Origin of the sequence: Phaeobacter gallaeciensis DSM 26640, assembly GCF_000511385.1 — a bacterium.
Lineage (GTDB): Bacteria > Pseudomonadota > Alphaproteobacteria > Rhodobacterales > Rhodobacteraceae > Phaeobacter > Phaeobacter gallaeciensis.
Genome location: NC_023137.1, coordinates 3,418,160 through 3,443,824 on the forward strand (window position 1 = coordinate 3,418,160; position 25,665 = coordinate 3,443,824).

Sequence of the window (25,665 nt, forward strand, 5' to 3'; positions counted from 1 at the left end):
TATTCATTCCCCCCTTGCCCATCCGAAACACCGGTGACAGAGTGTCGGCCAATTGCGGGGTTTTGCTCCGTCACACCCTGATACCTGGGAGATCGACAGATGATCGAGAAACGTGATTTTTACATCAACGGCCAATGGGTCGCCCCTGCTGCACCCAATGATTTTGAAGTGATCGACCCCTCGACCGAGGCGCCCTGTGCAGTCATTTCCCTGGGCGATGCTGCGGATACCAATGCCGCTGTCGCTGCGGCCAAGGCCGCCCTGCCGGGTTGGATGGCGACACCGGTTGAAGAGCGTATCGCGCTGGTCGAAAAACTGATCGAAGTCTACGAGAGCCGCACAGAAGATCTGGCGCAGGCAATGAGTGCCGAGATGGGGGCGCCCATCGACATGGCCCGCACCCAGCAGGCAGGCGCAGGCAGCTGGCATCTGCGCAACTTTATCAAGGCGGCGAAGGCGTTTTCCTTCGATGCTCCTCTGGGCGACCATGCCCCCAATGATCGCATCATCCATGAGGCTGTAGGCGTCGCTGCGTTGATCACGCCATGGAACTGGCCGATGAACCAGGTCACCCTAAAAGTTGGCGCCGCAGCCATCGCGGGCTGCACCATGGTTCTGAAACCTTCGGAGCAAAGCCCGCTCAACGCGATGATCTTTGCCGAAATGATGGACGAGGCTGGCTTCCCTGCTGGTGTCTTCAATCTGGTGAACGGTGACGGCACCGGCGTGGGCACCCAGCTGTCCAGCCATCCCGATGTGGACATGGTATCCTTCACCGGCTCGACCCGCGCCGGCACTGCAATTTCCAAGGCGGCGGCAGATACCCTGAAAAAGGTTCATCTAGAGCTTGGTGGCAAAGGCGCCAATGTGATCTTTGACGATGCCGACGAGAAAGCCGTGAAGCGCGGCGTACTGCATATGATGAACAACACCGGCCAAAGCTGTAACGCGCCGAGCCGCATGTTGGTTCAGAAAGGCATCTACGACAAAGCCGTCGAGGAAGCCGCGGCTGTTGCCAACAAGGTCGAGGTCGGCCCCGCCTCCAGCGAAGGTCGCCATATCGGTCCCGTAGTCAACGAACTGCAATGGGGCAAAATCCAGGACCTGATCCAGAAAGGCATCGACGAAGGCGCCCGATTGGTTGCAGGCGGTACCGGTCGCCCCGATGGCTTGAACCAAGGCTTCTATGTCAAGCCAACCGTCTTTGCCGATGTGAACAACCAAATGACCATCGCCCGCGAAGAGATCTTTGGCCCGGTGCTGTCGATTATCCCCTTTGAGAGCGAAGAGGACGCAATCGAGATCGCCAATGACACGCCCTATGGTCTAACCAACTATGTGCAGACGCAGGATCCCGCCCGTGCCAACCGCATGGCCCGCAAACTGCGCGCCGGCATGATCGAGATGAACGGCAAGTCGCGTTCCGCGGGCTCGCCGTTTGGGGGCATGAAACAATCCGGCAATGGCCGCGAGGGTGGCAGCTGGGGGATCGAGGATTTCCTGGAGGTGAAAGCCGTCGGTGGCTGGGCCGACGAATAACGCGCCATACAATTCTACTAACTCAGACGAGAAGAGCCGCCCATCAGGGCGGCTCTTTGGTATTCTTGCGCTGATTTCAGGTAAAACGGCTCCAATCAGGCAATTCCAGAACCAGCTGGGGCACACCATCTGAGGTCCGCTCAACCGAGCGGCCATCCCATCCGATGGTGCCACTGATCCGCTGACGCATTGCGGAGAAACTGTCGAATTTCACCACATCCACTGGCTCTTCCAGATGCAGGGTCACACGTCGGCGCGCGCCCTCACCAAACACCTGCAATCCGCGCAGCTCAGCCGTGAAGGCCTGACCAAGGTAGCTGCCCCGCAGGGTCTGCCCGACACGCAAGGTCTGCTGCGGAATATTCGGACGTGGTCTGTCCGCCTTGGCGCTGATCGTATTCCAGTCTTTGTAGCCGTATTGCCGGGCCACCATCTCAAGCGCGGCGCTGTGTGACAGGGTGAGATTGCGGGCCTGCAGCTGCTGTCGCAGATTGCGCGCCTGTTGTTTCAGGCTCCCGACGGTCGGAAGATCTTCTGGGTTGGTCGTCATTCTTGCCTCTTGTCCAATCAACAAGATGCGCCGAAAACATGGAGCCCGCATTGCCATTGGCGCATCAAATCGATGGGCGAAAGACAGGAAATCTATAGACGGGGGTTCACCATGGTCATGTTGACCGCGAGCGGCAGGGCCCCGACCCTGCTTCAGCCTTAGGCCGTTCCACCCGCCATGGTCAAGGCCTTAGCCACCTAATAGCTGCGATTGAATAGCTGTCTATCAGCTCGGCTGGGTAGAGAGAGACCGCCTCCAAACCACATCAAAAGAAACAACCAGGGAGGTCATTTACCCCTTGATCTAAACCTGACTTGAGCTTGCAGGGTAGGAAAAACGATTGTTCAAAGGAGACACCGAATGATCCATGAAAAGCCTGTCCCCGCCGTCAAAATCGGTATCAACACCACTTTGACCGGTATCTACGAAACCCACCTGCCCGTGAAAAACCTTAACGTTTCAATGGCCTTTTATGGGGAGACCATCGGGCTAGAACTTGCGCGTTACCTTCCCGAGCGGCAGGTCGCTTTCTACTGGGTCGGTGGGCAGCCACAGGGAATGCTGGGGCTATGGTCGGGCGGTTCGGCCCCGATGGGGATGCGGTTGCACATGGCGTTTCGCACCACGGTCTCAGCACTTGATGGTATTTGCGACCGGCTGTCAGATGCCGGGATCACGCCGCTTGATTTTCACGGGTCCCCGACGACAGAACCGGTGGTGCTGGGCTGGATGCCCGCGCTGTCGATCTACTTCAAGGATCCGGACGGGCACTCGATTGAGTTTCTGGCGCCGATGACCGACGACCCGGATATGGATTTTGGCGTTGCAAGCTACAGCAGCTGGCAGGCGCGATCCGGCGGATGAACCTGACCGGGACTGGTCATGGCAGTCGATGACGCCTATCAACGCGATATATCGCTCCGAGGGACCAACCATGATCATCACCCGCCTGCATGGCCGACTGGGCAACCAGATGTTCCAATACGCTGCCGGGCGTGCGCTGGCGGATCGGCTCGGCGTGTCGCTTGCGCTGGACAGTCGCGGCGCCGAGCTGCGCGGTGAGGGCGTGCTAACGCGCGTCTTCGATCTTGATCTGGCCACACCGGATATCCTGCCGCCGTTGCGCCAACGTGCTCCGCTTGGTTATGCGCTATGGCGCGGTTTAGGACAGCATCTCGGCACCGGGCCAAAGCTACGCCGGGAAGCAGGCCTGGGCTACAATCCGGGTTTCGCAGACTGGAACGACAACAGTTACCTGCACGGTTACTGGCAGAGCGAGCGCTATTTCGCACAAAGTGCCGAACGCATTCGGCGCGACTTCACCTTCCCTGAGTATTCAAATCAGCAGAACGCGGAGATGGCGGCGCGCATCCACGAAACCAATGCAATTTCGCTGCACGTACGCCGGGGCGACTATCTGACCCTCGCCGCGCATGTGCTTTGTGATCAGGCCTATTACGAGGCCGCACTGGCGAAGTTTCTGGACGGGTTGGAGAGACATCCAACGGTCTATGTCTTCTCGGATGATCCACAATGGGCAAAGGAAAACCTTTCTCTGCCCTGCGACAAAGTGGTGGTGGATTTCAACGGCCCCGATACCGACTATGAGGATATGCGCCTGATGAGCCTGTGCAAACACAACATCATCGGCAACAGTTCGTTCTCCTGGTGGGCGGCCTGGCTGAACCAGACACCGGACCGCCGCGTGGCCGGTCCCGCCAAATGGTTCGGCGATCCGAAACTGAACAATCCCGATATTCTGCCGCCAGACTGGCTGCGCATCAGTGTTTAGGCAGGGCCGACCTCAAAACGGCGCCTTGACGCGAAACTTCATCGATTCACCACTGTCAGGATGTTTGATCCGCAGTTCTTCTGCGTGCAGCATCATACGCGGATGATCCAGCGCGCGCCCCTCTGCATAAAGTGGATCACCAAGGATGGCATGACCAAGCGACAACATATGCACGCGCAACTGATGTGACCGCCCGGTTTTGGGCGTCAGGCGCACGCGGGTTGCGGTGTCCTCATATTTCATCACCCGCCAGTCGGTCACGGCCTCTTTGCCGGTGTCGTGGCAAACCATCTGGCGCGGACGATTTGGCCAATCGACAATGAGCGGCAGATCTACGGTGCCGCTGCGCGGTTCAAGCCGACCGTCAAGCCGCGCCACATAGGCTTTCTTCGCGGTGCGTTTTTCAAACTGCATGGACAGATGCCGCTGGGCATGTGGAGTGACGCCGAACACCATCACACCGGAGGTATCCCTATCCAGTCGATGCACCAAAAGCGCCTCCGGGAAGGCCGCCTGTAGCCTGCTCAGCAGACAATCCGCAAGATGCTCCCCCCGCCCCGGCACGCTGAGCAGGCCATGGGGCTTGTTCACCACCAAGAGCTGGGCATCGTGGTGCAGGATATCCAACGGATCGGTTGGCGGGGTGTAGTCGCTGGAAACTGTCATGCCCGCGTCCCTAGCGACCCTGCCGCGCCAGAGCAAGGTATCGCGACGTCGCGCTTGCCGGTTCTGCGGTCCGGCGGCAGGGTAAACCGGCAGGTCCGCAACCCGGCGGACCGCTCTGTTCTGAGAGGCGCGCATGACACATCCAACCATAACCAGACTGCAAGAGGTCGTCGCCAAGGGTGATGACAGTCAGATTGCCGATCTCTTGGCCGAAGATGTGCAGTTTTTGCCACCAACCTATTGGAAAACCTGGACCGGACGTGCGCCGGTGGCGGCCATTCTTGGACATGTCGGACAGATCTTCAGTGATTTCCGCTACCGCCGGATCATGGGCAATGGCAACGATTGGGCGCTAGAATTTCAATGTCGAATTGGTGATTTCGATGCAGTCGGCGTTGATCTGATCACCCTGAACTCCGACGGGCTGATTGATCAGTTCGAGGTGGTGATGCGCCCTTACAAGAGCGTTGGGATCCTGCGGGAAGCAATCATGGCGCGCGTTACATCCGATCCGCGATTTCTCCAGTATCAATCGGCGCTCAGCTGATCGGCCTGGACCATATCGCCCGGATCGTACTGCTGCCACTGCTGGTCGTGCAGGCGATCAACGTGCGGCGCAGGGCGTTACGCTTACCTGAACCATGGGGCCCACGGTTTGGGCAGTTGGGGCGTGGCACACCGTTGCGTCTACTGATTGTCGGCGATAGCTCTGCCGCAGGGGTTGGTGTCGGCCGACAGGATGATGCGCTTTGCGGTCAACTGACCACGAAACTGGCGACTGGGCGGCATCTAACCTGGCGATTGGAGGCGACAACCGGGCATCGCAGCGCCGATGCGCTGGCGCGGGTGCGCGCACTGCCACCGCAGACATTCGACGTCGCTGTCTTGGCGCTTGGCGTAAATGATGTGACGCGGCTTGCACGACGGCGACGGTTTCACATGGAACAGTCAGCCCTGATCCGACTTCTGCGTGATCGATTTGGGGTCACACTGGTGATCCTGTCCGGTGTGCCGCCGATGGCGGATTTTCCCGCCCTTCCCAATCCGCTGGCCTGGGTGCTGGGGCGGCATGCGACGCGGCTGGACCAAGTTCTTGCCAAACTGGCCGCGCAAGATTCAAATGTCGTACACCTGCCCTTCACACTATCACCCGATCCAACGCTGGCCGCACGAGACGGATACCACCCTTCGGCCACAGCTTATACGCTGTGGGCTGACACTCTGGCCCAGACAATCAACGCCGAACTGTCGGGGCCTTCCGATCCGTCAGGCGCGACGCATCTGGCGCAGCAGAGAAACGGAATAGATCACCAGCGCGAGCCATATCATCGGGAAGGCGATCATCCGGGCGCGGCCGAACTCCTCGCCGAAGACAAAGACCGCCGCCAGAAAGATCATGGTGGGCGCGATATATTGCAGAATACCGATCGTGGATAGGCGCAGCAGTTTGGCGCCATTGGCATAGGTGATCAGCGGCACCGCCGTCACCACACCACACCCCAGCAACAGCGCGGTATCGCTGAAGTCGCCGCCAAAATGGGCCCCGCCCGTGACCGTCAGATATCCCAAATACAGCAGTGCAGGGGGTGTCAGGATCAGCACCTCCAACATGAACCCCTGATTGGGACCAACCGGTAGGGATTTCTTGAAAAAGGCGTAAAACCCCCAGCTGAGCGTCAGCCCAATCGCCGCCCAGGGCAGCCGACCCGCATCCAGAGCGAGCACCAATACCGCCAGTGCTGCCAAACCGATGGCGATCAATTGGGCAGGCGACAGCCGTTCACCCAGCAGCACAGCGCCAAGCATGACGCTGAACAGCGGGTTAATGTAATAGCCAAGAGCCGCATCCAACGCATGGCCGGTCGCGATGGACCAGACATAGATGCCCCAATTCACCGAAATCAGTGCTGCTGTTACCGCGCCCATCATCAACACTCTCGGGGAGGTCAGTGCTGCACGTAGGTCACGGGTCCGACGCAGGATGATAAGCAGAGCTCCCGCAACGGGCACCGACCAGATCACCCGATGGGCGACCACTTCTGCAGCGGGCATATGCGCCAGCGCCTTCATATAGAGTGGCAGAAAACCCCACATCAGATAGGCGGAAACAGCAAAGGCGAGGCCCTGTGGCGTGTCTTTGTTCTCGGACTGCGGCGTCATCGTAAAATCTCCCTGAGCCGCGTTTATGACAGGTCAGCCGACAATGAACAGGGGGGATACTGCCAAAGGTGTTGATGTCATCGTTGGGCGGCAACTTACTCTACGCTGCCGGGAAGATGCGCGGTTCTCGCACGCATCTTCCCCTATGACGTGTTATATCATGTCACAAGATCGGACGTTTCTATTGCTTCACCCGTTCCGATTTTGGGTCATACATCGGCTTCAGCGAAACCTCGGACTTCACCTTCACGCCGCAAACGTCAATCTCATAGGTGGACCCCAGCACATCTGCCGCACTTTCGCCCTCACACGGCACATAGCCCATGCCAATGGCAGCACCTAGGGTGTGGCCGTAGTTGCCAGAGCTCAGATAGCCCACATATTTGCCGTCACGGATGATCGGCTCGTTGTGGAACAGCAGCGGCTCGGCGTCGGTCAGTTTGAACTGAACCATGCGGTTCTTTGGGCCGGTCTCCTTACGCTCCAGCACCGCAGCCTTGCCGATGAAATCCGCCTTATCGGTCTTCACCGCGAAGCCCAGACCAGCGTCGATCACATTGTCCTCGCAGGTGATGTCGTGGCCGAAGTGACGGAAGCCCTTTTCGATCCGGCAGCTGTCCATCATGTGCATGCCACAGAGCTTCAACCCCATGTCCTGGCCTGCTTCCCACAGTGTTTCGAAAGCGTGACCGGCCATATCGGCGCCGACATAGATCTCCCAGCCCAGCTCGCCCACATAGGTCACGCGGTGAACACGGGCGAGGCCCATGCCCAGCTCGATATCCTGCGCGGTGCCAAAGGGGTTGGCATCATTGGAGAAATCGTTGGGCGACACCTTCTGTAGCAATTTGCGCGCATTCGGACCCATGACCGCCAGCACGCCCTCGCCTGCGGTCACATCGGTGATCACCACGCGGTGGTCGCCCACGTGGCGCATCATCCAGGTCTGGTCGGCCAGACGGGTCACCGCCGGGGTCACCACCAGATAGGCGGTCTCGCTTAGGCGGGTGACGGTCACGTCTGCCTCGATGCCGCCGCGGGAGTTCAGGAACTGGGTGTAGACGATCTTGCCCGCAGGCACCGACAGATTGGCGCCGCAGATGTAGTTTAGGAAGGTTTCCGCATTGGGGCCCTCCACGCGGATCTTGCCGAAGGAGGACATGTCGTACATGCCCACATTTTCGCGGACTGCCTTGTGTTCAGCTGCGGAGTTTTCAAACCAATTCTGCCGCTTCCAGCTGTACTGGTATTCGCGCTCCTGGCCTTCATTGGCGAACCAGTTGGCGCGTTCCCAGCCGCCGATCTCGCCCATCACCCCGCCCCGCTCCAGCAGATGGTGGTGGAACGGAGTGCGGCGCACACCACGGGCGGTGGCCTTTTGGCGGTAAGGGAAGTGGTCGGCATAAAGCAGTCCCAAGGTCTCTTTGGATCGCTCGAACAGGTAATGCTTGTTGCCCTGGAACGGCTGCATCCGGGAGATGTCCACATCGCCGAGATCAAAGGGTTTCTGGCCGTCTTCCATCCACTGCGCCAGCGCCATGCCGGCACCGCCGGCCGATTGGATACCGATCGAGTTGAAGCCTGCCGCGACCCAGAAATTATCCATCTCCGGCGCCAGACCCAGGTGGTAGGCGTCATCCGGGGTGAAGCTCTCCGGCCCGTTGAAGAACGTGTGGATGCCTGCCTCCGCCAGCATCGGCATCCGGTTGCAGGCGGCCTCCAGTATCGGCTCGAAGTGGTCGAAATCCTCGGGCAGTTGGTCAAATTCAAATGTGTCGGGGATACCGTTCATCGCCCAGGGTTTGGCGTTTGGTTCAAACGCACCCAGCAGGATTTTGCCTGCGTCTTCCTTGTAGTAGGCGCATTCGTCCGGCACCCGCAGCACCGGCATCTGGGTCAAGCCGGTGATGCCTTCGGTGACAATGTAGAAATGCTCGCAGGCATGCAGCGGCACGTTGACGCCCGCCATGCGGCCAACCTCATGGCCCCACATGCCGGCGCAGTTCACCACCATATCCGCCTCGATGTGGCCCTGCGACTGGCCATCATCGCTGGCCCAGTCGACGCCAGTGACGCGGCGGCTGTCTTTGGAGAAGCCGGTGACCTTGATCCGCTCCTTGACCAGCGCGCCACGCTGGCGGGCGCCTTTGGCCAGAGCCAGTGCGATGTTTGCCGGGTCGCCCTGCCCGTCTTTCGGCAGCCACACCCCGGCAGTCACATCGCCAACATTCAGATGCTCGTAGCGGGTTTTCACTTCCTCAGGGGAAATTTCTTCGACCTCAACACCAAATGCGCGCGCCATGGCGGCCTGACGGAAGATCTCTTCCTTGCGCTCTTCGGTCAAAGCAACGGTGATCGAGCCGCAGCGTTTGAAGCCGGTGGCAACGCCAGTTTCCTCTTCCAGCGCGCCATAAAGCTCCTGGCTGTATTTTGCCAGCTTTGTCATGTTGGCGGTCGCGCGCAGTTGAGCAATCAGACCGGCGGCATGCCAGGTCGTGCCGGAGGTCAGCTGTTTGCGCTCCAGCAGCACCACATCTTTCCAGCCCAGTTTTGTCAGGTGATAGGCGACCGAGCAACCAATCACGCCGCCGCCGATGATGACCACGCGGGCCTTATTGGGAAGATCGCTCATCATGTGCCTCCTGAACTTGACTGGACGAATTGCTTGGGCGGATCTTGCCAGATCAAGGCGACAACAAATGCATCAAAAACGCCAGTCTGTGCGCTCTATTCTCCACAGCTACCGTTCGGGTTACCGGCGTTTCTGCCGTGACTGCGACACACGCCGAGATTTACGCAGAGCAAACGGTGTAATGCCAAAAAATGCCTTATACAGGGTCGAAAACCCATTGGAGAACCCGCAGGCCAAACCGATTTCGCGCACGCTCATCGTGGTGTTCAGCAAGAGGTTATTGGCTTTGTTCAACCGCATCTCCCGATAGAAGCCATTGGGTGTCGTGCCAAGAAAGGTCTTGAACTTGCGCTCCAGCGACCGGGTCGAAATCCCGAGATGGTCAACAATCTCATTGATTGGCAGCGGTTCCTCTATGTGCTCCTGCATAACGTGAATGGCCTGATCAAGGTCCGCATCACCTGTGATCGTTGGTTTCACTCCCGAAAACGGCTGTAACGATGCGAAGTCCCGCACCTTGTCGTGCAGGAGAATATTGGCAACCGTCACCTGCGCCGCCGCCGTGGTCAGCTGTCCGATCAGGGCCAGAACGATGTCCACCGTCGCCCCCATCCCGGCACAGGTCACAACCTGCCCATCTTCACTCGCCAACGCAAAATTGGCGTCGAACAATCCGATGCGTTCACGCATCAAGTTGGCGTTTTCCCAATGGGTTGTGTGCTGGGCCCCGTCCTTGCCACTATCGCGGATGTAGCGACTGGCGGCCTCTGCCAGCAGATAGACCTTTGCCCCGCGCGTGCGGTAGCTGCTGATCAGCGACCCCATCGACAACTCTAGGCAATCCGGATCCGTATTGCCCAGAACAAAGACGCAATCAGCCTCAGCTCTGCTCACGAAGGGCTCCGTTTCGACAAAAGCCCCGGCGCGGCATCCGACCTGACCGCCCCCAGCTGAGCGCATTGTCCAGGAGAACGGTGGTTGCGCCAGCACCCGATTGGCCAACCGCAAGGGCTCCACCACAGCAGAAAACTCAGTGAGCACAAAACCTTCCGTCAGGATGATATCAACCTGCCACTGACGTCCCTCCGGGGGTGTTCCCCCGGAGGCCACAACTGTCTCAGGCGCGGAGCCGGTCATTGCCTGGATCCCACAGCGGTTTGTCTTCCTGAACTACAGCGCGGAATTTCTCACCGTAGATTTCGACCTCCAGCTCGGTGCCCGGCACCGCTGCATCGCTGCGAACCATGCCCAGCGCGATTGAGGCATTTACGCGATACCCCCAATCGCCGGAAGTGGTCTCTCCGACGATCTCGCCGTCCTTCCAAATGCAGGACATATAAGGCGCATCCGCATCACCAGCCTCAACAATCAGAGTGACAAAGGACTTCTTGACGCCCTGCTGTTTTTCACTCTGGATCGCGGCCTTGCCAGGGAAGTCTTGCGGCTTATCCAGTTTTACAAACCGCTCAAGACCGCCTTCCAGCAGCGAATAATCGGTGCTGAGGTCACCTTTCCACGTGCGATAGCCTTTCTCGATCCTCAGCGAGTTCAGCGCATACATGCCAAACGGCTTGGCGCCGCCTTCGATCAGCGCTGCGTAAATGTCAGTCTGATGTGCGTTGGCGCAGTGGACTTCCCAGCCCAGCTCACCAGCATAGGACACCCGCGCTAAGAAAGCTGGCTTGCCCGCGAAGGTGGCTTCCTGATGGGTCAGCCAACCCAGCGACAGATCAGCGTCCGAAAGGCCTGCAATCAGCTCACGTGACTTTGGACCGGTGACAATCATGGTCGCAAATTCAGTGGTGTGGTCTGTCAGACTCAGACCTGCGGGCAACGCCTTTTTCAGGATCTCGAAGTCATGCCACTGGGCCGAACCCGCGGTGATCATGGTGAAGTGATCCTCACCGTGACGAATACAGGACATCTCCGTCAGGATACGGCCGCGCTCATCCGAGAAATAGACCAGGTTCATCCGCCCCACCTTGGGCAGACCGCCGGTCACCAGGCTACGCAGGAATTCGGCGGCACCTGCGCCGCTCAGATTAAAGCGAGAGAAGCCCGGCAGATCCAGAACGCCAACGCCGTCGCGCACGGCTTCGCATTCTTCCTTGATGCGCTGCTGCCACGGACCGGAGCGGCCCCAGGTGTGGGTGGCATCCTCGGACGTGTCGTCACCCGGCTGCGCAAACCAGTTGGCGCGTTCCCAACCGTTGTAGGCGCCCATCACGCCGCCCAGTTCTTTGATCCTGGCATGCACCTGGCTGACTTTCTTGTCGCGCGCAGCGGGCCATTCGTGGTGCGGGAAGTGCATGGCATATTCGTTGCCGTAGACCTCCATACCTTTCTGGTCGCAGTAATCCTGATCGGTGTAGTCGGTGTAGCGGCGCGGATCGACCGCCCACATGTCCCATTCAGTCTGACCATCGACGATCCATTCCGCCAGCACCTTGCCAGCACCGCCGCCCTGGGCGATGCCGAAGGTAAAGACGCAGGCCTCAAACGCATTGTTCACCCCTGGCATCGGGCCGAGCAATGGCAGGCCGTCGGGCGCATAGGGGATCGGCCCGTTGATCACGCTGGACACACCGGAGGTGGCCATCAGCGGCACACGGTCCATGGCGTCGGTCACGATATCCTCGATCCGGTCCAGATCGTCTGACCACAGCTGGAATGAGAAGTCGTCCGGCATCTGGTCATCTTCGGTCATCCAGTGACCTCGGCAGTTCGGCTCATAGGGGCCGAGGTTATAGCCATTCTTCTCCTGGCGCAGGTAATAAGACACATCCACATCACGGATCAGCGGTAGCTTTTTGCCATGCTCCTTGCTCCAGGCTTCGACCTCCGGAATCTGCTCTGTCAGCAGATACTGATGCGACATCACCATCATCGGCACAGTACGGCCGCCATAGGGTTTGAACCACTCCCCCACCCGCTGGGCATAGTAACCGGCGGCATTCACCACATAGTCACATTCGATCGCACCCTTTTCAGTATGCACGATCCAGGTTTTGTCTTCCTTCTGCGTCACTCCCGTTGCCGGGCAGAAGCGGATAATCCTGGCTCCCATGTCGCGTGCACCCTTGGCCAGCGCCTGCGTCACCTGTGCCGGGTCGATGTCTCCATCGGTGGGATCATAGAGCACCCCTTCCAGATCATGGGTCTCAAGAAACGGGTAGTGCTCCTTGGCTTGCTCAGGTGTCCACATCTCCATCTCAATGCCCTGATACCGGCCCATGGAACAGGCGCGTTCGAACTCCTGCATCCGCTCCTTCGTGTGGGCCAGACGGATAGACCCGGACTGATGGTAGTTCATCGGATAATCGACTTCCTCCCCCAGACCCGCATATAGTTCGGTCGAGTAGCGCTGCATGTTCATGATCGCCCAGGACGTCGAAAAGGTCGGGACGTTGCCCGCCGCGTGCCATGTGGAGCCAGCAGTCAGCTCATTCTTCTCAAGCAGCACGCAATCCGCCCAGCCTTTCTTGGCCAGATGATAAAGCGCCGAACAGCCGACGACACCGCCGCCGATGATGACCACACGGGCCTTTGTTGGAAAATCAGACATGATGCCTCCCTCGTCGTCAGTCCTCTTGCGGCACACCGTCCGCAATGTCGTAGTAATCGCCCCTGGAGGCGGTGAAGATGTGCTTTTCGACGCTGAGACCGGTGTTCCCGTCGACAGCGCCAAGTGCAAAGCTGATGGTGTCTTCGTCCGTGCCTTTCCAGAACAAGAAAGAGCCGCATCGCGGGCAGATACCGCGTTTGGCCAGCGATGTTGCCTCAAACCAGCGGACCGGGCCCGTGATCATGAGGTCCACGTCACGCACCTGTGCAGAGGCCCAGATGCCGCCCGATTGCTTGCGACATTGGGTACAATGGCACATCGATGCTCCACTTGGTTCTGCGGCGGTTTCAAAACAAACGTCACCACAGAGGCAAGACCCTTTGATCATCGCATACCCTCCAGATCGGGAACACTGGTCGACCCCAAGAGCACCCCGTAGACAATGAAACAAATGGCCAGAAGACGCCGGATCCACAGGTTGAAGACCGCTTTCATCGCCGCCTGACCCATCGCAACACCAAGCAGCGTGAACCCCGTATAGCTCAGCGTTGTGAGGACCAGCGCGGTGGGCATAATCACCAGCATCTGGTCCCAGATCGGCACGCTCGGCTCAACAAATTGCGAAAACGCTGCGAGATATCCCGCGACGCTCTTGGGGTTGATCACCGCCACCGCCAGAGCATGCAGATAGACATGGCGCGCAGGTCGCTCCACCGCTGGAGCTGGCCGTGTGGCGTTGCGCCACCCGCGCACACCTAGGTAGATCAGGAATGTGGCCCCGATCAGCTTGGCAATCAGAAACACACTCGGCGAGGCAGCAATCAGGGCCGTCACGCCGATCGCCGACAGCAACAGAAACAAGGTCGCCTGGGTCAGAATAGCCAGAACGCCGACCATTGCCCGCCAGAACCCCAAGCTCATTCCATTAGAAATGCAATTCACTGCATTTGGGCCGGGTGTGGTGACGAAGACCAGCCAGAACAGGGCGAAGAGGGTCCAGGCGTCAAAGCTCATCAGTACACCGGCGGCGCGATGACCCAGACAGCCACGGCAGGCTCGTCGTAGGGGTTGGCCCATTGGTAGGCTTCTTCCTTGATCCGGAAACTGTCACCCGGCCCAACGGTGAAGCTGCGGCCTCCGATCACCAGATCCAACTGCCCGGCAATCATATATCCGACCTCCTGGGTCGGACGATCCGCCGGGACCTGCATTCGGGAATGCGGGCGAAAGGTGGAATGCACCATCTCAAAATCATCCGTCAGATCCGGCGACAGCAACTCCTCAATCAGGCCTTCCTCCCCAGACCCCATCGGGCGACGTGCGCCGGCACGAACGATATAGCCCTGCTCTTCAACTGGAGCCGCCGAATGGGCAAACAACATCGACATCGGCACATCAAGGGATTTGGCAATCGCGCGAAGATCCGAAATCGACGGCTCTGACATATCCCGTTCGACCTGACTCAACCAGCCGACAGACCGGCCCAGACGTGCCGAAAGATCAGCCAGCGTTGCACCTCGCGCCTTGCGCAAGGCGCGCAAATCGGCCCCTAGGCTTGTGGGTTGTGGAGATTGATCCGTCACACGGCACCTTTGAAAATTATCACCCTTTTTTCACGATGCATCGTATTCGTGAAATTTCCAAGGATTTTTTCACGAACAGCAACCGGAAAAAAAACCAGCACACTAAGGGCGCCGGGCTCTGTCATCTTTCCGTCAATACTCTGGGGTGAGGCCCTGAGGGCCGAGGGGCAAAGCCCCTGCCACTGCGAATCAGCTTGGAGCGAAGACCCGCTTCAGGATCGCAGAAATCTGTTCTGCATCATCCGCAGTGAAAGCCTCGGGCTGGTCGCTGTCGATGTCAAAAACCCCGATTAACGCCCCATCACCGTTCCAGACTGGCAAAACCAGCTCTGATCGCGTCGAGGAGGCGCAAGCGATGTGACCGGGGAACGCCTCGACATCGGCCACCAGCTGAACCTCGCCGGTCCGGGCCGCTGCGCCGCAGACCCCCCGGGAGAACGGGATCTGCAGGCAGCCATGACCACCCTGATACGGGCCGATCTTAAGCAGTTCCGGCGCCACCACCCGATAAAACCCGGTCCAGTCAAACCGCTCATCACTGTGATGCACTTCGCAGGCCACGGTGGCCATCAGCGCGACCTCGTCGGTTTCACCCTCAGTCAAAGCGCTGATGGTTTTGGCCAGTGTTTCGTAGTCAACCTGCATGGATAGCCCTCCTTCAACGTCGCAGAGGGGGCTGTCTGCCCCCTCTTGACCTGTCGGTCAATTCACCCCCGAGAGTATTTTTTGAAAGGTGATGATCACATGCGCTCAATAGCGATGGCCGTGCCTTCACCGCCACCAATGCAAATGGCTGCGATGCCACGTTTCAGGCCACGGTTTTCCAATGCGTTCAGCAAGGTCACCATGATCCGCGCCCCAGAAGCTCCAATCGGATGACCCAAAGCGCAGGCGCCGCCATTGACGTTCACTTTGTCACGCTGCAGCCCCATTTCATGCATGAAAGCCATTGGCACGACGGCGAAGGCTTCGTTCACCTCCCAAAGATCCACATCGCCAACGGCCCAGCCAAGCTGCTCCATCAGTTTTTGTGCTGCCGGAACAGGGGCGGTTGTAAAGAGCCCCGGCGCCTGGGCGTGACTGGCATGCCCCATGATACGGGCGCGTATGGTCAAGCCTTGCGCTTCCGCAGCATCCTGGGAGGCCAGCAGCAGTGCGGCAGCGCCATCCGAAATCGACGAAGCATTGGCTGCGGTCACAGTACCGTCCTTGCGGAAGGCCGGTTTCAGCGTCGGAATCTTATCAGGGCGCGCTGATTTGGGCTGCTCATCCGCGTCCGTGACAGTCTCGCCCTTGCGGGTTTTGACGGTAACCGGCGCGATCTCGTTATCAAAGGCACCGCTCTCCTGTGCTGCCAGCGCATTGGACAGCGACGTCAACGCATAGTTATCCTGTGCCTCCCGCGTAAACTGATAGGTCTCCGCACAATCTTCGGCAAAGGTGCCCATCAGGCGGCCCTTGTCATAGGCATCTTCAAGCCCATCCAGGAACATATGATCGACCACCTGCCCGTGCCCAAGCCGAGCACCATTGCGCATCTTTGGCAGCAGATATGGTGCATTTGTCATGCTCTCCATGCCGCCCGCAACCATGGTGTCCGCCTGCCCCAACGCGATCTGATCATAGGCCATCATCGCCGCTTTCATGCCTGAGCCGCACATTTTGTTCAGCGTGGTTGCGGGCACCTCTTCTCCCAAACCAGCTGCGAATCCTGCCTGCCGTGCTGGCGCCTGACCTTGGCCCGCGGGCAAAACACAACCCATCAGAACTTCATCGACAGTGGTGGCCCCTGCCCCCGCAAGCGCGGCGCGAATTGCAGCACCGCCCAGCTCGGCGGCTGCGACGCCGTCGTACATGCCCTGAAATCCGCCAATCGGGGTGCGGGCTGCGCCTGCAATCACAACAGTTTTCATCTAATATTCCTCCTAATGTCGAAATAGTGCATACAAAATCGTAAGGATTGGCGTCTAGGCTGATCGTCAACACATATTGACGCGGGGACACTCATGAGCCTGACCAGTACAACAGCCGATGGCACTCAGATCGTGACCGTCAATGCCGAGCGCATTGATGCAGCCATGGCCATCCAATTCAAAGAAGATATGCGCGCGACCACCGAAAACGGCCCTGATCGTGTCATCCTTGACCTGTCAGAGGTGAAATTTATCGATTCCAGCGGGCTTGGCGCTATTGTCGCGGCCATGAAACAACTCGGTCAGGGACGCAAATTGGATCTCGCCGGATTAACGCCGATGGTCGATAAAGTGTTTCGACTGACGCGAATGGATACTGTTTTTGATTTATATGCGTCGCTGGGCGATGCAACGACCGCAACCCGTATCGATTCTTGAACCCACGCGTGTTTGCAACGCGGAGCGAAAACTCCATGGTAGAAACCTTTTCCTGCACGTTCACGGCGACGGAACTGGATGCCAGATCTGGCGTACAGGATGTCGTTGCGCGACTGCGCACTATGGGGATCCCGGACCCCCGCGTCGACGAGGTTCAGATCGCTCTTACCGAAGCCGTGAACAACGTCGTCGAGCATGCCTACGCCGGTATGGATATCGGTGACGTGCGTATTCGCTGCAACCTGCACCCTGATCAGTTGTGGATTTCCATTGGCGATGGCGGTGCCCCGTTTAAGAATGGCGAGTTGCCGGTGGGCACGCCACATGATCTGACTGTTGATGCCGATCAGCTGCCCGAGGGAGGCTTTGGCTGGCTGCTGATCCGGGAGCTTACCTCCGATGTTCAGTACAAGCGCGATGACAGTGGCAACAATCTCTCGCTCTGCTTTGAAATCCAGATGCGCAACGCCAACAGCGCCTGAACAGACCACGTGGACAAAACGCATCGCCAGGATGGGCAACCTGACGCGTAACTGCACAGTCACGCACGCCCACGGCACGAAAACAAAGAATCTTGCGACGGCCGCCAGCTTGCCGTGTGCACTTTCCCCCGCCTGCACCATCAACATCGGCAGACGCTTTGTCGTTGCCTTTGCCTCTGTGCGATCTAAGCTGCCCTCCAATCACAGGAGGCATCATGCGCGATTTTCATTTCCCGGGGCGATCAGCCGTATTCGCTGAAAATGGTCTCTGCGCCACATCTCACCCGCTGGCAGCGGGCGTGGCGATTGACATCCTGAAGCGGGGAGGCAATGCCATGGATGCCGCAATTGCGGGGGCCGTATTGCTTGGCATATGCGAACCGCAAATGACCGGGATCGGCGGCGATTGCTTTGTTCTTTACTCACGCCCCGGCGCCGCGGTTCAGGCGATGAATGGGTCTGGGCGTGCGGCGGCAGCCGCAGATGCGGCAGGACTGCGGGCGACCGGGCTGACGACCGTTCCATTGACCAGCGCAGATGCGGTGACCATCCCCGGCGCGGTTGATGCCTTCTGCACGCTTTCCGATACGGAAGGACGGCTTGGACTGGATACGCTCCTTGCACCAGCCATCCACTATGCCGAAGCCGGGGTACCGGTTGCCCCACGCGTCGCCTTTGACTGGCAAAGTGATGCGGAGACCCTGCAAGGCCGTGCGCGTGATCACTACCTTTTCAATGGTACGCCACCCAAAATTGGCCAGATGTTTCGCGCACCAGGGCAGGCTGAAGTGCTGCGCCGGATTGCCAAGGATGGCCGCGATGCCTTTTACACCGGCGAAATCGCTGAGGACATGGTCACCACATTGCAGGCGCTCGGTGGCGTTCATAGCGCGGATGATTTTGCCAACACCAAGGCCGAACTGACCCTTCCTGTTGCCGGAACTTACCACGATATCGATCTGGTTGAGCATCCGCCCAATGGCCAGGGGGCCACTGCCATTCTGATGCTGAATATCCTCAAACATTTCGACATCGCTGGAATGAACCCCTTAGGTGCTGAGCGGGTCCACATCGAGGCTGAGGCGGCGAAGCTGGCCTATGATGCCCGCAATCGGTTTATTGCCGATGCCGATCACACCGACCGGTTGGATCATATGCTGGCCCCTGAGACGGCAGCCCGACTGGCTGAGTTAATCAATCCGAAACGAGCAATGGCGGCCGCCGCCGCACTGAGCGAAGCTGTGCATAAGGACACAATCTATATCACCGTGGTCGATAAGGACCGCATGGCCGTCTCGCTGATCTATTCGATCTTCCATGGCTTCGGGTCAGGAATTGCCTCTGATAAATTCGGCATCCTGCTACAGAACCGGGGTGCCGGTTTCACCTTGGAGGAAGGCCATCCCAATATGTTGGCGGGAGGCAAACGCCCGATGCACACCATCATTCCCGGAATGCTGCGTAAAGAGGGCGTTGTGACCATGCCCTTCGGCGTGATGGGCGGGGCGTATCAGCCCAATGGGCACGCGCGGTTTGTGTCCAACCTGACGGATTTCCGGATGGACCCACAAGCAGCAATCGATATGCCCCGTGCCTTTGCCGATGCTGGCCAGCTGAAAGTCGAACGAGGCTATAGCGATGCGGTGCGTCAAGAGCTCGCCGATATGGGACATAGCGTCACGATTCCCGAGACGGCCATTGGCGGTGCTCAGGCGATCCAGATCCATAGTTCCGGCATTCTGGAAGGCGCAAGTGACGCACGCAAGGATGGCTGCGCCTTGGGCTATTGATCCACCCTCACCGGTCGGCCAGCAAAAAAAGAGAGAGGTCTTCGCATCATACATATGCGGAGATCTAATCCGCTAACGGTGCCTAGTTCAGCTGATAGTGCAACGCATAGCTGCCATCGTCAAAACTGCCAAACATCTCGGGGATATCAGGGTGACCTACTGGCTCGCCGGAATAATCCGCAATCAGGTTCTGTTCAGACACATACGCCACGTAATATGTCTGATCGTTCTCTGCCAGCAGGTGGTAATAAGGCTGATCCTTCACCGGACGGCTATCCTCGGGGATCGCCTCATACCATTCTTCGGTATTGGCAAATTCAGGGTCGACATCGAACACGACACCGCGAAAAGGGTGTTTGCGATGGCGGACAACCTGTCCCAGATTATATTTCGCGCGCGTTCTAAGCATGAATGCTGTTCCTATCGCCTCATGATACTCTGCCACAAGGGAAAATGTCGAATCCGCGACAGGGTTTCGGCGGAAACACTCTGTCCTTCACGATAGGACAATACTGCCACCCTCGTTGCACCGCTTTCAGACCCCGTAAAACAGCCATGAATTTGAAAAGGCCCGAGGCTTTGCACAGATCGACCCTTGGTTTCTGAGCGGCCAGCTTTCATATAGGTGGCAAGTTCGAAATGGAGAGCAAGCGCATGATCGATATTCTTGGCGGCGCGGGAGATATGGCCCCCGCAGGTGATCTGGTCAAAGACGTGACCGAAGCAACATTCATGCAGGACGTTGTCGATGCCTCAATGCAGGCGCCGGTGATCGTGGATTTCTGGGCGCCCTGGTGCGGCCCCTGCAAGACCCTTGGCCCCGCATTGGAAGCGGCCGTGACCAAAGCCAAAGGCGCGGTCACAATGGCAAAGATCGACGTTGATCAGAACCAGCGTCTGGTGCAGGCGCTGTCGCAGCAGGGCTTGCCGCTGCAGTCGATCCCCACGGTTGTCGCCTTTGTCCAAGGTCGGCCAATTGACATGTTTCAGGGCGCTGTGGCCCCATCCGAAATCGATGCGTTCATCAAGCGTGCCATCGAAGCAGGTGGCGGTAGCGCGGATGGTGGTCTGGGCGATGCGATCGAAGCCGCAGAGCAGATGTTGGCCGATGGCGATGTGGCAGATGCCGCGCAGACCTTCGCCGCTGTTCTCGGCGAAGACGATAAGAACGCAGCCGCTTACGGTGGTCTGGCTCGTGCTCATGTTGCCATGGGCGACCTGGATCAGGCGGAGGCTGTGCTGAATGGCGCCCCGGCTGAGATTTCCGACGCCGCAGAGATCGAGGCAGCCCATGCCCAGATCGCCCTCGCCCGCCAGGCCGAGAATGCCGGTCCGGTGGCCGAACTGCGCGCAACCGTGGAGGCCTATCCCGAAGACCATCAGGCGCGGTTTGATCTGGCGCAGGCCTTGCATGCCGCAGGTGAGACAGAGGCCGCCGTGGATGAACTTCTGACGCTGTTCCGCAAGGATCAAGAATGGGATGACGGCGCTGCAAAAGCCCAGTTGTTCACGATCTTTGATGCACTGAAGCCAAATGATCCGATTGTTCTGAATGGTCGGCGCAAACTCAGCTCAATCATATTTGCCTAAGGCAATGTCAGCGCTACAGTCCATAGCATGATACAGGCTGCTGATCTGCCCGATACCTTACCGGTGTTTCCTCTGCCCGGGGCGCTGTTGCTGCCCCGTGCCCGTTTGCCGTTGCACATATTTGAGCCGCGTTATCTGCAAATGCTGGAAGACACCTTCAAGACATCGCACCGGTTGATCGGCATGGTACAGCCGTTCCCTTCGAAAACGGAAGAGAGCCCCCTTCACAGTATTGGCTGCGCGGGGCGTGTAACCCAGTTTTCAGAGACCGAAGATGGGCGCTACTTGATAACCTTGTCTGGGGTGTCGCGCTTCCGCATCAAGACTGAGGTCAACGGCTTCACCCCTTACCGGCGATGTGAAGTCGATTGGGGCGATTTCACTCGCGATTTGGGTAAGGTGGAGGCTGACAAAAGCTTCAACCGACCAGAATTCTTGGACTTGCTCGAGCGCTTTTTCGAATCGCGCAGCCTGTCGACAGATTGGGACGCATTGAAGGACGCCGAGGACGAGCTGTTGATCAACTCGCTGTCCATGATGCTCGACTTCGATCCCGAGGACAAACAGGCCTTGCTCGAGGCGCCTTGCCTTGCCACAAGACGCGAAACCCTGGTCACATTGATCGAGTTTGCCCTGCGCGGCGGCTCACATGAGGAAATTCTGCAATGAGCACTGAACCGTCTTCCGCCGATGCCGTGGCGGCCTCCTTTGATCGCCGGATGCTGGAGGCATTGGTCTGCCCGCGCACCCAGACGGTTCTGGAGTACGACGCATCTGCACAAGAGCTGATTTCGCGTGCAGCCAATCTGGCCTTTCCAATCCGCAACGGCATTCCGGTGATGCTGGAAGATGAAGCCCGCGTACTGGACTAACTCCGGCGTTCTTTATTGAGGCATCCTGCAATGTGACAAAGGCCGGGCATGGTTTGCTCGGCCTTCATCCGTTAGATCGCCCGCCCCTGCAGCAGACGCGGCAGATCACCGGTCAACCCAGCGGCCTCTCGGATAAAGTTTTGCCGCAGACCTGGGATCGCGCCAACCACGCCCATACCGATGTCTCGCCCAAGACGAAGCAGTGGATTGTCGCTGGAAAACAACCTGTTGAACATATCCGTGGCCGCGGCAAGACTGGCAGTATCAAAACGACGCCACTGCTGGTATCGCGCCAACACCAAGGGTGAGGCGATATCTTCGCCACGGCGCTTCGCCTCAGTCAGCACCTCCGCCAGGGCGCCAACATCGCGAAGACCCGCATTGAGCCCCTGCCCAGCAATCGGATGGACCCCATGTGCGGCATCGCCGACCAGCGCCAGCCGCTCTGACACGAACGCATTCGCCAGCGTCAGGTTCAGCGGATAGGTGAACCGGTCCCCGGCCAGACTGATCTCGCCCAAAAAATCACCAAAGCGCGGACGCAGGGCCGCCAGATAATCCGCCTCTCCAAGCGCCTGAATGGACTGGGCCATGCTGCTGCGTTCGCTCCACACAATTGAAGACCGGTTACCCGGCAGCGGCAGGATGGCCAGAGGGCCAGGTGGCATGAAGAATTGATGTGCGACCCCGTGGTGGGGCTTTTCATGTTCAATCGCACAGACCAAGGCCGTCTGCCCGTAGTCCCATCCCGTCCGTTTGATACCCGCCCGTGCTGCGGTCCCGCTGCGCCGACCATCCGCGCCAACAATCATACCAGCACGCAACGTATCGCCAGACGCGAGTGTTACAGTCACACCGCTGGTATCGACCTGCTGCGCGACCACTGTCTGCTCATCCACCAATGTGATCGCGGCGCTATCTTCCATGGCGCTGCGCAGGGCCCGGCGCAGATAGCGATCCTCAATCATGTAGCCCATGGGGCCATCTTCGATCTCGGCGTGGTCGAAATGCATGAAAAACGGCGACGGCCCCTGTCCGGCCCTGCCGTCGGTAACTTTGATATCCAGCATCGGCTGCGCCTTGTCAGCGACCTGCGACCAGACGCCGATCTGATCCACCAGCCGCTGCGAGGCCAGCGCCAGGGCATAGCTGCGCCCGTCGAAGCCATCATCGTCGCGCAGATCTCGGGGAAGCGCATCAATCAGGGTCACGCTGTGCCCGGTCTGTGCCAGCGCCAAAGCAAGAGCCGGACCATTCAGGCCACCGCCCACAATCAGGATGTCAGATGTGTTTTTCATGCCCCGCAATATGCGCCTGCGATTGGGATTGTCCATGGGGCGCGGTGCCGCTACCGTCGCCCCATCCCGTGCAATTTGGAGAGGCGCATATGCAAGAGTGGCTGACGCAGACCGCGGCGAATTTGGGCCGAGGCATCGAGGCTGGCGATATCTGCCCGGTCGCCCTGACCAAAACCTATCTCGACGCGATTGACGCCCATCCGCATCGTGATCGGATCTACACAATCGTGACCCATGAACGTGCCCTTGCCGAAGCAGAAGCCGCCAAAGAGCGCGCTACAAATGGACAGCGATTGTCGCTATTGGACGGTGTTCCGATCAGTTGGAAAGACCTGTTTGACAGCGCCAGCATAGCGACCGAATCCGGGTCTGATCTGCTGGCCAATCGCATACCTGATCGCGATGCGCTGGTGTTGCAGTCAGCAACCGCGATGGGCGCTGTATGCCTTGGCAAGACGCATATGAGCGAGCTGGCCTTTTCCGGACTTGGCCTCAACCCGGTGAAGGCGACGCCGCCTTGCATTCATGACGACGCGGCCGCCCCTGGCGGGTCATCTTCCGGTGCGGCAACCTCTGTCGCCTTTGGGCTTGCGGCCTGCGGAATCGGCTCTGACACTGGGGGTTCAGTGCGTATTCCAGCGGCGTGGAACGATCTTGTAGGGCTGAAAACCACCTCTAGCCGGATCAGCCTGGAAGGGGTCGTGCCGCTCTGCCTCAAGTTTGATACGGTTGGGCCGCTGGCCCGATCGGTTGAGGATACGGCGCTCTATCTCGGTATGTTGGAAGGTGGCCATGGCCCTGACCTGAGAGGGGCAACACTAGCAGGGAAGCAATTTGCCGATCTGTGGACGGTCGCACAGCAGGACCTCGCGCCTGAGATCGCAAGCGCCTACAGCAAGGCACTGGATCAGTTGCGCGCCGCCGGGGCGGAGATCATTCCGCTAGAGGTGCCCGTTCTAGAAGACGCCATGGCCCTGAGCGCAGTCCTCTTCACATCCGAGGCCTACGGTCTATGGAAGGATGTGATTGAAGCGGCCCCGGATCTGATGTTCCCGGAGATCCTCGAACGCTTCCGCTCCGGTGCGGATTTCAGCGGCCCAGATTATGTCGCAGCCTGGGCCAAGCTGGAACAGTTTAGAATGGACTGGGATCTGGCCACCGCAGGCTTTGACGGGATCCTCTGCCCAACGTCGCCCATTCTGCCGCCGAATGTCGCACGGCTCCAAAGCGATCACGACTACTACATCCATTCCAACCTGATGGCGCTGCGCAATACCCGGATCGGGAACCTGATGGGCCTCTGCGCCCTGACGCTGCCGACAGGGGTGCCATCCTGTGGGTTGCAGATCCTCGGCCAGCCCGACTGCGAAGCGGCACTTTTGCGGATTGGCGTTGCGGTTGAGCGAGCGTTGGCGTGAAAGCCACATTTCGCCAAGCCCGGTTTTGCGTGGCTGGACGCAGCGGGATCGGCTCTGTAGTTTGTTCGTAAACGGGGCACTAACGATCCCGGACCTGAGGCCAGATATATGAATTTTCCGGAGCGGTTTTCAAACCTGCCGCCATATGCGTTTCCGCGCCTGCGGGCGTTGCTCGACCACCACACGCCGGGCGGCGACGTGGTGCATATGACCATTGGCGAACCCAAACATGATTTCCCTGCCTGGGTTACCGATGTCATCGTCGAAAATGCCGCCGGATTCCAAAGCTATCCGCCAAACGAAGGCAGCGCCGAGTTGCGCGGCGCCATCAGCGACTGGATCAAGCGCCGCTATGATGTGAGCGTTGACCCAATGACACAGGTGATGGCGCTGAATGGCACTCGTGAGGGTCTTTACAACGCCGCAATGGCATTATGCCCGGAGCAGAAAAACGGTGACAAACCCGTAGTTCTGATCCCTAATCCGTTTTATCAAGTCTACATGGTGGCGGCGATCTCCGTCGCGGCTGAGCCTGTTTTTGTGCCTGCCACGGCAGATACCGGCCATCTGCCCGACTATGCGAGCCTATCGCCGGAGGTGTTGAACCGTACTGCGGTGGCCTACATCTGCTCCCCCGCGAACCCGCAGGGCGCTGTTGCCAGCCGGGCATATTGGACCCAGTTGATCCAGTTGGCGGAACAGTATGATTTCCGCATCTTTGCTGACGAATGCTATTCTGAGATCTACCGCGATACCGCACCTGTCGGCGCATTGAGCGTGGCGCAGGAGCTGGGGGCAGATCCCGAACGCGTTGTTCTGTTCAACTCGCTCTCGAAACGGTCCAATCTTGCTGGTCTGCGTTCAGGTCTGATTGCAGGCGGCCCGGATACAATGAAACGCGTGCATCAGCTGCGTGCCTATTCCGGCGCCCCTCTGCCCGCGCCATTACAGGCGGCCGCGGCCCGGGTCTGGGCCGATGAAGCGCATGTTGCCGAGAATCGCGCACTCTATCAGGAGAAATACCGGATCGCGGATCGGGTCTTTGACGGGCTCGACGGCTATATGGCACCCGAGGCGGGATTTTTCCTCTGGCTTCCGGTCGAAGACGGAGAGACCGCCACACTAAAACTGTGGCAGGAAACTGGTGTGCGGGTCCTGCCCGGTGCCTACCTAGCCCAGGGCGAGGGGGCGGAAAACCCCGGCAAAGGCTATATTCGCGTGGCGCTGGTTGCGCCCGCAGAACAGACAGAGGCCGCCCTGCGCACGTTGCGCAGCTGCCTGTACTGACGACCAATTGCATGCGCCCCGTTCAGGGTGACGCCAAGATAAGAAAAGTCATGGGGATCAAACCCGCACCAAAAGCGGGACACCCCGATG

The 25,665-nt window shown here is 59.0% G+C and carries 25 protein-coding genes and 1 pseudogene; 13 read left to right on the forward strand and 13 right to left on the reverse strand.

Going from position 1 to position 25,665, the window contains the following annotated elements; translation table 11 throughout:
- The first annotated feature begins 99 nt into the window (after window positions 1-99).
- Window positions 100-1,539: an aldehyde dehydrogenase family protein gene (locus GAL_RS16455; RefSeq protein WP_024098687.1), complete on the forward strand. Its 1,440-nt coding sequence runs from the start codon at window positions 100-102 to the stop codon at window positions 1,537-1,539.
- 76 nt (window positions 1,540-1,615) lie between these two features.
- Here GAL_RS16455 and GAL_RS16460 read toward each other — a convergent pair whose 3' ends face one another.
- Window positions 1,616-2,089 carry a glyoxalase superfamily protein gene (locus GAL_RS16460; RefSeq protein ID WP_024098688.1) on the reverse strand — a complete coding sequence of 158 codons (474 nt, stop codon included), beginning with the start codon at window positions 2,087-2,089 and terminating at the stop codon, window positions 1,616-1,618.
- A 360-nt stretch (window positions 2,090-2,449) separates the two neighbouring features.
- On the opposite strand from GAL_RS16460, the gene GAL_RS16465 reads away from it, so the two are divergent.
- Entirely contained in the window at window positions 2,450-2,953 is a 504-nt protein-coding gene (locus GAL_RS16465; RefSeq protein ID WP_024098689.1) for a VOC family protein, read from the forward strand.
- A 70-nt stretch (window positions 2,954-3,023) separates the two neighbouring features.
- Window positions 3,024-3,881 (forward strand): alpha-1,2-fucosyltransferase, encoded by an 858-nt coding sequence (locus GAL_RS16470; protein ID WP_024098690.1) that lies wholly within the window; start codon window positions 3,024-3,026, stop codon window positions 3,879-3,881.
- Between the two features lie 12 nt (window positions 3,882-3,893).
- On the opposite strand, the gene GAL_RS16475 is transcribed toward GAL_RS16470, so the two are convergent.
- Complete coding sequence (locus tag GAL_RS16475) at window positions 3,894-4,547, reverse strand: RluA family pseudouridine synthase (protein ID WP_024098691.1); 654 nt, start codon at window positions 4,545-4,547, stop codon at window positions 3,894-3,896.
- Between the two features lie 133 nt (window positions 4,548-4,680).
- Here GAL_RS16475 and GAL_RS16480 point away from each other — a divergent pair, with 133 nt between their 5' ends.
- Together GAL_RS16480 and GAL_RS22290 are read left to right on the forward strand one after the other, a co-directional pair.
- Window positions 4,681-5,094: a nuclear transport factor 2 family protein gene (locus GAL_RS16480; RefSeq protein ID WP_024098692.1), complete on the forward strand. Its 414-nt coding sequence runs from the start codon at window positions 4,681-4,683 to the stop codon at window positions 5,092-5,094.
- Window positions 5,095-5,156: 62 nt separating this feature from the next.
- Window positions 5,157-5,753 (forward strand): annotated as a pseudogene (locus GAL_RS22290) (SGNH/GDSL hydrolase family protein); the annotation flags it as partial.
- A gap of 60 nt (window positions 5,754-5,813) precedes the next feature.
- Here GAL_RS22290 and rarD read toward each other — a convergent pair.
- From rarD to GAL_RS16525, 9 genes are all read right to left on the reverse strand, one after another.
- Window positions 5,814-6,707, reverse strand: coding sequence for an EamA family transporter RarD (rarD, locus tag GAL_RS16485; RefSeq protein WP_024098694.1), 894 nt, complete (start codon window positions 6,705-6,707; stop codon window positions 5,814-5,816).
- A gap of 181 nt (window positions 6,708-6,888) precedes the next feature.
- A complete protein-coding gene (locus GAL_RS16490) occupies window positions 6,889-9,339 on the reverse strand; it encodes a GcvT family protein (protein WP_024098695.1) in 2,451 nt (816 codons plus the stop codon).
- A 120-nt stretch (window positions 9,340-9,459) separates the two neighbouring features.
- Window positions 9,460-10,476, reverse strand: a complete 1,017-nt coding sequence (locus GAL_RS16495) for a GlxA family transcriptional regulator (protein ID WP_024098696.1) — start codon at window positions 10,474-10,476, stop codon at window positions 9,460-9,462.
- On the reverse strand, window positions 10,457-12,904 hold the full coding sequence (locus GAL_RS16500; protein ID WP_024098697.1) for a GcvT family protein: 2,448 nt from the start codon (window positions 12,902-12,904) through the stop codon (window positions 10,457-10,459). Before GAL_RS16500 ends, GAL_RS16495 begins: the two co-directional genes overlap by 20 nt.
- A gap of 16 nt (window positions 12,905-12,920) precedes the next feature.
- Entirely contained in the window at window positions 12,921-13,292 is a 372-nt protein-coding gene (locus GAL_RS16505) for a GFA family protein (RefSeq protein WP_040104316.1), read from the reverse strand.
- The gene (locus GAL_RS16510; RefSeq protein ID WP_024098699.1) at window positions 13,289-13,918 is read right to left on the reverse strand and encodes a LysE family translocator; all 630 of its coding nucleotides are present in this window, start codon (window positions 13,916-13,918) and stop codon (window positions 13,289-13,291) included. The genes GAL_RS16505 and GAL_RS16510 overlap by 4 nt, the downstream gene beginning before the upstream one ends.
- Window positions 13,918-14,487, reverse strand: a complete 570-nt coding sequence (locus tag GAL_RS16515; RefSeq protein WP_040104315.1) for a helix-turn-helix domain-containing protein — start codon at window positions 14,485-14,487, stop codon at window positions 13,918-13,920. Before GAL_RS16515 ends, GAL_RS16510 begins: the two co-directional genes overlap by 1 nt.
- A gap of 189 nt (window positions 14,488-14,676) precedes the next feature.
- Window positions 14,677-15,132, reverse strand: coding sequence for a GAF domain-containing protein (locus GAL_RS16520; RefSeq protein WP_024098701.1), 456 nt, complete (start codon window positions 15,130-15,132; stop codon window positions 14,677-14,679).
- A gap of 95 nt (window positions 15,133-15,227) precedes the next feature.
- Window positions 15,228-16,400: a thiolase family protein gene (locus GAL_RS16525; RefSeq protein WP_024098702.1), complete on the reverse strand. Its 1,173-nt coding sequence runs from the start codon at window positions 16,398-16,400 to the stop codon at window positions 15,228-15,230.
- A 93-nt stretch (window positions 16,401-16,493) separates the two neighbouring features.
- Here GAL_RS16525 and GAL_RS16530 point away from each other — a divergent pair, with 93 nt between their 5' ends.
- The 3 genes from GAL_RS16530 (at window position 16,494) to GAL_RS16540 (ending at window position 19,110) form a co-directional block, all read left to right on the forward strand.
- Window positions 16,494-16,838, forward strand: coding sequence for an STAS domain-containing protein (locus GAL_RS16530; protein WP_014876212.1), 345 nt, complete (start codon window positions 16,494-16,496; stop codon window positions 16,836-16,838).
- A gap of 35 nt (window positions 16,839-16,873) precedes the next feature.
- A complete protein-coding gene (locus GAL_RS16535; protein WP_024098703.1) occupies window positions 16,874-17,320 on the forward strand; it encodes an ATP-binding protein in 447 nt (148 codons plus the stop codon).
- A gap of 215 nt (window positions 17,321-17,535) precedes the next feature.
- Window positions 17,536-19,110 (forward strand): gamma-glutamyltransferase family protein, encoded by a 1,575-nt coding sequence (locus GAL_RS16540; RefSeq protein WP_024098704.1) that lies wholly within the window; start codon window positions 17,536-17,538, stop codon window positions 19,108-19,110.
- An 82-nt stretch (window positions 19,111-19,192) separates the two neighbouring features.
- Here GAL_RS16540 and hspQ read toward each other — a convergent pair whose 3' ends face one another.
- Window positions 19,193-19,519, reverse strand: coding sequence for a heat shock protein HspQ (gene hspQ, locus GAL_RS16545; RefSeq protein WP_014876215.1), 327 nt, complete (start codon window positions 19,517-19,519; stop codon window positions 19,193-19,195).
- Window positions 19,520-19,764: 245 nt separating this feature from the next.
- Here hspQ and GAL_RS16550 point away from each other — a divergent pair, with 245 nt between their 5' ends.
- Genes GAL_RS16550 through GAL_RS16560 form a run of 3 tightly spaced genes read left to right on the forward strand, consistent with a single transcriptional unit; the run spans window position 19,765 to window position 21,572 of the window.
- Window positions 19,765-20,700, forward strand: a complete 936-nt coding sequence (locus GAL_RS16550) for a tetratricopeptide repeat protein (RefSeq protein ID WP_024098705.1) — start codon at window positions 19,765-19,767, stop codon at window positions 20,698-20,700.
- A gap of 27 nt (window positions 20,701-20,727) precedes the next feature.
- Window positions 20,728-21,369, forward strand: a complete 642-nt coding sequence (locus GAL_RS16555) for an LON peptidase substrate-binding domain-containing protein (RefSeq protein ID WP_024098706.1) — start codon at window positions 20,728-20,730, stop codon at window positions 21,367-21,369.
- Window positions 21,366-21,572: a Trm112 family protein gene (locus GAL_RS16560; protein WP_024098707.1), complete on the forward strand. Its 207-nt coding sequence runs from the start codon at window positions 21,366-21,368 to the stop codon at window positions 21,570-21,572. The genes GAL_RS16555 and GAL_RS16560 overlap by 4 nt, the downstream gene beginning before the upstream one ends.
- A 71-nt stretch (window positions 21,573-21,643) precedes the next feature.
- On the opposite strand, the gene GAL_RS16565 is transcribed toward GAL_RS16560, so the two are convergent.
- On the reverse strand, window positions 21,644-22,870 hold the full coding sequence (locus GAL_RS16565; RefSeq protein WP_024098708.1) for an FAD-dependent monooxygenase: 1,227 nt from the start codon (window positions 22,868-22,870) through the stop codon (window positions 21,644-21,646).
- 89 nt (window positions 22,871-22,959) lie between these two features.
- Between GAL_RS16565 and GAL_RS16570 the strand changes: the two genes are divergently transcribed.
- Both GAL_RS16570 and GAL_RS16575 read left to right on the forward strand, forming a co-directional pair.
- Entirely contained in the window at window positions 22,960-24,288 is a 1,329-nt protein-coding gene (locus tag GAL_RS16570) for an amidase (RefSeq protein ID WP_024098709.1), read from the forward strand.
- Between the two features lie 108 nt (window positions 24,289-24,396).
- Window positions 24,397-25,575, forward strand: a complete 1,179-nt coding sequence (locus tag GAL_RS16575) for an aminotransferase class I/II-fold pyridoxal phosphate-dependent enzyme (protein WP_024098710.1) — start codon at window positions 24,397-24,399, stop codon at window positions 25,573-25,575.
- Window positions 25,576-25,665: the final 90 nt, after the last annotated feature.